The sequence below is a fragment of the Roseibium sp. genome, assembly GCF_025698965.1.
Classification (GTDB): Bacteria; Pseudomonadota; Alphaproteobacteria; order Rhizobiales; family Stappiaceae; genus Roseibium.
Window position 1 is genome coordinate 1 of sequence record NZ_JAILWL010000392.1, and the last position, 6,315, is coordinate 6,315.

At 53.8% G+C, this 6,315-nt stretch carries 7 protein-coding genes; 4 read left to right on the forward strand and 3 right to left on the reverse strand.

What is annotated here, in order from left to right:
* Positions 1-887, reverse strand: an 887-nt coding sequence (locus tag K5905_RS24825; RefSeq protein WP_297589092.1) for a tetratricopeptide repeat protein, incomplete at its 3' end; no start/stop codon positions are given.
* Between the two features lie 260 nt (positions 888-1,147).
* On the opposite strand from K5905_RS24825, the gene guaA reads away from it, so the two are divergent.
* Both guaA and K5905_RS24835 read left to right on the forward strand, forming a co-directional pair.
* Positions 1,148-2,704 carry a glutamine-hydrolyzing GMP synthase gene (gene guaA, locus K5905_RS24830; protein ID WP_297589095.1) on the forward strand — a complete coding sequence of 519 codons (1,557 nt, stop codon included), beginning with the start codon at positions 1,148-1,150 and terminating at the stop codon, positions 2,702-2,704.
* Between the two features lie 86 nt (positions 2,705-2,790).
* A complete protein-coding gene (locus K5905_RS24835; RefSeq protein ID WP_297589098.1) occupies positions 2,791-3,306 on the forward strand; it encodes a hypothetical protein in 516 nt (171 codons plus the stop codon).
* 1 nt (position 3,307) lies between these two features.
* Here the strand turns inward: K5905_RS24835 and K5905_RS24840 are convergent, their stop codons facing one another.
* Positions 3,308-3,640 carry a TraR/DksA C4-type zinc finger protein gene (locus tag K5905_RS24840; protein WP_297589100.1) on the reverse strand — a complete coding sequence of 111 codons (333 nt, stop codon included), beginning with the start codon at positions 3,638-3,640 and terminating at the stop codon, positions 3,308-3,310.
* Positions 3,641-3,813: 173 nt separating this feature from the next.
* On the opposite strand from K5905_RS24840, the gene K5905_RS24845 reads away from it, so the two are divergent.
* On the forward strand, positions 3,814-4,191 hold the full coding sequence (locus K5905_RS24845; RefSeq protein ID WP_297589102.1) for a hypothetical protein: 378 nt from the start codon (positions 3,814-3,816) through the stop codon (positions 4,189-4,191).
* Positions 4,192-4,196: 5 nt separating this feature from the next.
* Here the strand turns inward: K5905_RS24845 and K5905_RS24850 are convergent, their stop codons facing one another.
* Positions 4,197-4,832, reverse strand: coding sequence for a MarC family protein (locus K5905_RS24850; RefSeq protein WP_297589104.1), 636 nt, complete (start codon positions 4,830-4,832; stop codon positions 4,197-4,199).
* Positions 4,833-5,046: 214 nt separating this feature from the next.
* On the opposite strand from K5905_RS24850, the gene K5905_RS24855 reads away from it, so the two are divergent.
* The coding region (locus tag K5905_RS24855; RefSeq protein ID WP_297589107.1) for a DNA gyrase subunit A at positions 5,047-6,315 on the forward strand (1,269 nt) is incomplete at its 3' end.

A 6,315-nucleotide genomic window follows, 5' to 3' on the forward strand; every position in this document is an offset into this window, starting at 1 on the left:
GCTTCCTTGGAGAATTTGAGGGCTGCCAAAGCTGCACCAAGAGCATTCAGCGGACCGGCAGCCATGGGGTCCAGATCGTGCGCCCGCAAGGCGTAATCCAGTGCTTCGTCGTGATTTCCGAGTTTTCTAGACAGGACACTGAGTCGAACCAGCACTGATCGCGAGCGCGGCGCGAGCTTCAACGCCGCTTCGGCTGCTTCGAGAGCATCGTTCAATTGCCCTTTTCCGGAAAGGGCATCGGCAAGCAACTCAAGCGAAAGTGGATCGGCCGGAGCCAACTGATTGGCTTGAATGGTCAGTTCGATTACCTCATCGAAACGCTTGCGCAAAATCAGAAGTGCCGAAAGACCAAGCAGCGCTGGTGTAAAGCCCGGATTGATCTTGAGTGCCTTCCGATAGGCGGCTATTGCCGCGGCACTCTGATTGATCTTTGCCTGCGTTTCGGCAAAAAGCGTCAAAACTTCCGGTGTTTCCGGAAGGAGATCCAGCAATTGTTTTGCAGGTTTTGCGGCTCCCTGAGGATTGTTTTCCTTGAGAAGAACACTCGCTAGCCCGTAAAGCGCATTCCGGTTGTTCTGCGAAATTTCCAGGACTTCGCTGAAGCTTTGCCTAGCGTTCTCGAGATCTCCCATCAACAGGTGGCAATTACCGAGACTGGCGCGCGCGTTCAAATTGTCTGGTTCAGCAAAGACGATCCGGCGCAGTTGGGATTGTGCTTCGTCGAGATATCCGGCTCGCAAAAGTGCGGACGCGGTTCTGTAGGCGATTTCCGTATCCTGCGGCGAAAGCTCCTGTGCCTTCAAGTAAGCAACAAGCGCCTTGTCCAGATCACCGGATGTTTCCAATGCAACGGCTTGTTCAAATGCTTCACGGGCGGCTGCAGTCATGGAGTTTCATTACCTTCAAGACCAATCGTTGCGTCGGTCCAGCTCAAGGGAAAGGGTTAGCCATTAAGGTTAAGGAGCATGCGACCATAGGTCAAAAGCGAAATGGCCGTCAGAGTAGCTTGTCCGCTGAATTTTTCGCTCTGATTCCGATGGTGCTTTGACAGCGGCTACAATCGCACAGGAAAGAAAATCCTGTGAGGCATGAATTTTCGCATGAAAACCGGGTTCAATTTCGCAAAAAGACCGGGTAGAAGCTGGCCATGACCCAGCACGACCGTCTTCTCATCATCGACTTTGGTTCACAGGTAACCCAGCTTATCGCCCGACGCCTGCGTGAATTGAACGTCTATTGTGAAATTCATCCCTTTCAGAACGTCACGGATGCTTTCCTGGCTGACTTCAAGCCGAAAGCAGTCATTTTCTCTGGCGGCCCGTCTTCTGTCTTTGCCGACGGCGCGCCGATGCCGCCGAAGACCGTGTTTGATCTTGGCGTTCCGATCCTTGGCATCTGCTACGGTCAACAGGTGATGATGCATTGTCTGGGCGGCAAGGTTGAACGCGGTCACGGCACAGCGGAATTCGGACGGGCCTATGTTACGCCAAATGATAACAAGCTTCCGCTTCTGAAAGACTGGTTTGAAGAAGCGCGTGAACAGGTATGGATGAGCCATGGCGATCACGTGAGCGCCATTGCCCCGGGATTTGAAGTTTACGGAACCTCGCCCAATGCGCCATTCGCGATCACGGCAGATCCCGTGCGCAATTTCTACGCTGTGCAGTTCCACCCGGAAGTCCATCACACGCCCAACGGCAAGAAAGTCTACGAGAATTTTGTTCGTCTCGCAGGTTTCACCGGTGACTGGACCATGGGGGCCTACCGCAATGATGCAATTGCAAAAATTCGCGAACAGGTTGGCGACAAAAAGGTCATATGTGGCCTGTCGGGTGGTGTGGACAGCTCCGTTGCCGCCGTTCTGATCCACGAGGCCATTGGTGATCAGTTGACCTGTGTCTTCGTGGACCATGGGCTGTTGCGCATGAATGAAGCGGAAGAAGTCGTCTCCATGTTCCGGGACAACTACAACATCCCGCTCATCCACGCAGACGAGTCCGACCTGTTTCTGGGTGCGTTGGAAGGCATGTCCGATCCGGAGCAGAAACGCAAAACCATCGGCAAGTTGTTCATTGACGTATTCCAGAAATATGCCAACGAGATAGAGGGCGCCGATTTCCTGGCGCAGGGGACGTTGTATCCTGACGTCATCGAAAGCGTCAGTTTCTCCGGCGGTCCATCGGTAACCATCAAGTCACACCACAATGTCGGTGGTCTGCCAGAAAAGATGGGATTGAAGCTTGTCGAACCTCTGCGGGAGCTGTTCAAGGACGAGGTGAGGGCGCTTGGACGCGAACTTGGCTTGCCTGCCAGCTTCATTGGCCGTCATCCGTTCCCGGGGCCGGGACTGGCAATTCGTTGTCCAGGTGAAATCACCCGCGAAAAGCTCGAAATTCTAAGAAAGGCGGACGCAGTCTATATCGACCAGATCCGTCGGCACGGACTTTACGATGACATCTGGCAGGCTTTCATCGCCATTTTGCCAGTGCGTACGGTCGGTGTCATGGGGGATGGCCGCACTTACGACTATGCCTGTGCGCTTCGGGCTGTCACATCGGTTGATGGAATGACCGCGGACTACTATCCATTTTCGCATGAATTTCTGGGTGAAACCGCGACGCGGATCATCAATGAGGTACAGGGCATCAACAGGGTGACCTACGATATCACGTCGAAGCCCCCGGGCACGATCGAATGGGAATAGTTCATAAGGCTGCCGGAGTTGCGTAGAAACACTCGGCAGCCTTTTTTGACTGTGACGCCGGAAGGTTCCCACAAGGCCGGATAAATATGAAACAACCGATCGACCTTGAACCGAATTGTACCGCCTGTGCGGCCCTTTGCTGCGTTGTGTTTGCATTTGACCGGTCTGAATCTTTCGCTATCGACAAGGCCGCTGGCGAGGTCTGTCCGAATCTCGATGCACATCAGCAATGCAAGATCTTCTCAAGGCGGGAACACCTCGGCTTCAAGGGGTGTATCACCTACACCTGCTACGGAGCAGGGCAACGGGTCTCTCAAGACGTTTTCGGCGGGACTGGCTGGGACGATGACCCGACCTTGAAAGAACGTATGGGTGCCGCTTTGTCGGTGTTGCGCAGGATACACGAGCAGCTTGTGTTGTTGAGATCTGCTGAGAGATTGCCGCTTGACGACAGGGAGCGGAAGTTACACGAAGAAATTGGAAAAATATTGGTCCCCGAAACCAAATGGTCGGAAGCATCACTTTCAGAGTTTCCGATCGACAGCGTTACTAACAAGGTTTCGACGTTTTTGCGCAGCCTGAGACATCATGTAACTGGATGAACTAGCGTGCACACCTGATGCAAAAGGCGGCGGCAGGATCGACTTCCAGCCGCTTTTCGGCAATTTCCTCACCGCATTCGACGCAATAGCCGTATTCACCTTCATCAAGACGTTGCAACGCTGCCGCAATGCGCTGAATGTCTGCGCGCCGTTGTCGTTCAGCCGCGTGGGCCATGGCTTGTCCTTGAAGCGCGTCCATGCGGGATAATCGACCAACGGACTGCTGATCCAATGTCACAGTGGCCCTGGCTTCCTCCGAAATTTCGCTGAGTGCCTCCAGCTCCTGTCGGAGTTTCAACAATGTTTCGCGGACGCTCTTTTCATCTATGGACATCTTCAACCTCCAAAATAGAGAATGACGAAGCCAATTTCATTGTGCAAGCTGTAGAAATGATGGCATTCAACGTTCCTCGCGATGCGACGAGTTCATGACACATTCGTGATTTTTATCAGGCTGTCCGCTTTGGCATGGGTACAGCGGGACTATTCGAACCTGAGGTCACCGGAATGAAATCGAATTGCAAACTCGCTTTTGCCGCAGTCTGCGCCTTTGTGTCGCTTTCTGCAGGACCCGCAAGCGCAAACGATGTTGAAATTGTCGACGCAACTGCACGTAAGTCCGGCGACACCTGGACGTTCTCCGTGACATTGCAACACGAGGACACAGGTTGGGATCACTATGCGGATCTTTGGCAGGTGTATACACCAGAGGGAACATTGCTTGGAGAGCGTGTCCTGCTGCATCCGCATGTAGATGAGCAGCCATTCACACGTTCCCTGTCCGGAGTGGTGATTCCAAACGACGTCTCAGAAGTCATCATTAGGGCACGAGACACCGTTCATGGCACCGCGCCACAGGAATACAGCCTGCCGTTGCCACGCTAAGGGCCTTATATATTGATGAAGGCGATGACACCGTCCGCCACGAACTGAACCGAAAGTGCGGCCAGAAGGACACCGAGCAAGCGGGTAATAACCAGCTGTGCGGTATCGCCCAAGAGGCGCTCAAGTTTATCGGCAAGCAGAAACGCTCCCATACAGCTAAGCAGTATAAACGCGATGACGCCTCCCAGCCCGGCATAATGGACCGTGTCAGGGGCCTGGCTGGACAGGAGAATAATCGCGGATATTGTCGCCGGACCCGAAATAAGCGGGATTGCAAGGGGGAAAATTGCGAGTTCGTTGACCGTGCCGTGATGTGCTTCGGATTCAATTGCCTTTTCCGCGGTTTCCGCCTTGCGTTCCTGTCGTTTGCCGAAAATCATTTCGATCGCAATCAGGAAGAGCAAAATCCCCCCTGCAACACGGAAAGCAGACACCGATATGCCCAGAACATTCAAAACGGTCTGCCCCGAGGCGTAGAAAATCAGCAGGATACCTGCCGCGGTCAAAGTCGCGCGAACAGCAACCTTTCGGCGATCGGCCTGGCTCATGCCCGCTGTCACGGCAAGAAACATCGGAGCGAGTCCGACGGGGTCAATCGTGACAAAAAGCGTTGCGAAAGCGTTGATAAAATAGTCCAGCATCTTTCATTCCCGAGGCGATTTTTCCGGTGAGAAAGCGGCCTTACTATAGGGCTTTGGCGCAAACGGCGACCCGCTTTCCTGAAATCATTTTACCTGCCTGTGTATATTCCTAATAAGTATCTGTAAATTAACGTGATTTACTTCGGCGGAAAACCGTCTCCGATTTGGTCCCACGGTTTGAATCGGATATAAAAGACCCAGCAATAACAATTAAATGAGTGTTTCCTTGGCTGACCAGGACAACAGCACACCTTCAGACGGGTTGCCGTCTGATATCAAACCGGTCTCCATTGTCGACGAAATGAAGCGCAGCTATCTCGATTACGCAATGAGCGTGATCGTGTCCCGCGCGTTGCCCGACGTGAGAGATGGCCTGAAACCGGTTCACCGGCGCATCCTCTATTCGATGCATGAAAATGGGTATGAGTGGAACAAACCCTATCGCAAATCGGCCCGTGTGGTCGGTGACGTTATGGGTAAGTATCACCCTCATGGCGACAGTGCGATTTACGATGCACTTGTGCGCATGGCGCAGAGTTTCTCGCTGCGGTTGCCATTGATCGATGGCCAGGGAAACTTCGGTTCCGTTGACGGCGACCCTGCGGCGGCAATGCGTTATACCGAGTGTCGTCTGGAAAAGGTTGCTCACAAGCTCCTTGACGATATCGACAAGGAAACAGTCGATTTCCAGGAAAACTACGACAATTCGGAAAGCGAACCTGTTGTCCTTCCAGCCAAGTTCCCGAACCTGCTTGTTAACGGGGCAGGAGGGATTGCGGTTGGTATGGCAACGAACATACCACCGCACAACCTCGGAGAGGTGATCGACGCCGCCATTGCCATTATGGAAAATCCGGCAATGCTCCTGGAAGAACTGATGCAGATCGTTCCGGGGCCCGACTTTCCAACGGGTGGCATGATTCTCGGCCGCGCAGGCATTCGCAATGCATTCGAAACAGGCCGCGGCTCTGTTGTTATGCGCGCGAAAGTCGACATCGAAGAGGTACGCAAGGACCGCAATGCGCTGATCGTTTCGGAGATCCCGTATCAGGTCAATAAATCGACGATGATCGAGAAGATTGCCGAATTGGTGCGGGACAAACGCATCGAAGGTATTTCCGACATCCGCGACGAAAGCGACCGCTCCGGCATGCGAGTGGTCATTGAGTTGAAACGCGACGCGGTTCCCGATGTCGTGCTCAACCAACTTTACCGCTTCAGTCAGCTCCAGACGTCTTTCGGCGCAAACATGGTCGCGCTGAATGGCGGTAAACCGGAGCAGATGAATCTGTCCGACATGCTTCGGGCCTTTGTTGCCTTTCGCGAGGAAGTTGTTGGACGCCGCACGCGCTACCTGCTCAAGAAAGCGCGCGACCGGGCGCACGTCTTGATCGGTCTGGGCGTGGCTGTCGCCAATATCGACGAGATCATCGCCATGATCCGCAAAGCGCCCGACCCGCAGACCGCGCGTCAGCAATTGCGT

What these genes read in the sequence shown, in the direction of transcription:
- guaA (WP_297589095.1), top strand. Translation starts at nt 1,148, where the DNA reads ATGACCCAGCACGACCGTCTTCTCATCATCGACTTTGGTTCACAGGTA.
- K5905_RS24850 (WP_297589104.1), bottom strand. Translation starts at nt 4,832, where the DNA reads ATGCTGGACTATTTTATCAACGCTTTCGCAACGCTTTTTGTCACGATT.
- K5905_RS24845 (WP_297589102.1), top strand. Translation starts at nt 3,814, where the DNA reads ATGAAATCGAATTGCAAACTCGCTTTTGCCGCAGTCTGCGCCTTTGTG.
- K5905_RS24840 (WP_297589100.1), bottom strand. Translation starts at nt 3,640, where the DNA reads ATGTCCATAGATGAAAAGAGCGTCCGCGAAACATTGTTGAAACTCCGA.
- K5905_RS24835 (WP_297589098.1), top strand. Translation starts at nt 2,791, where the DNA reads ATGAAACAACCGATCGACCTTGAACCGAATTGTACCGCCTGTGCGGCC.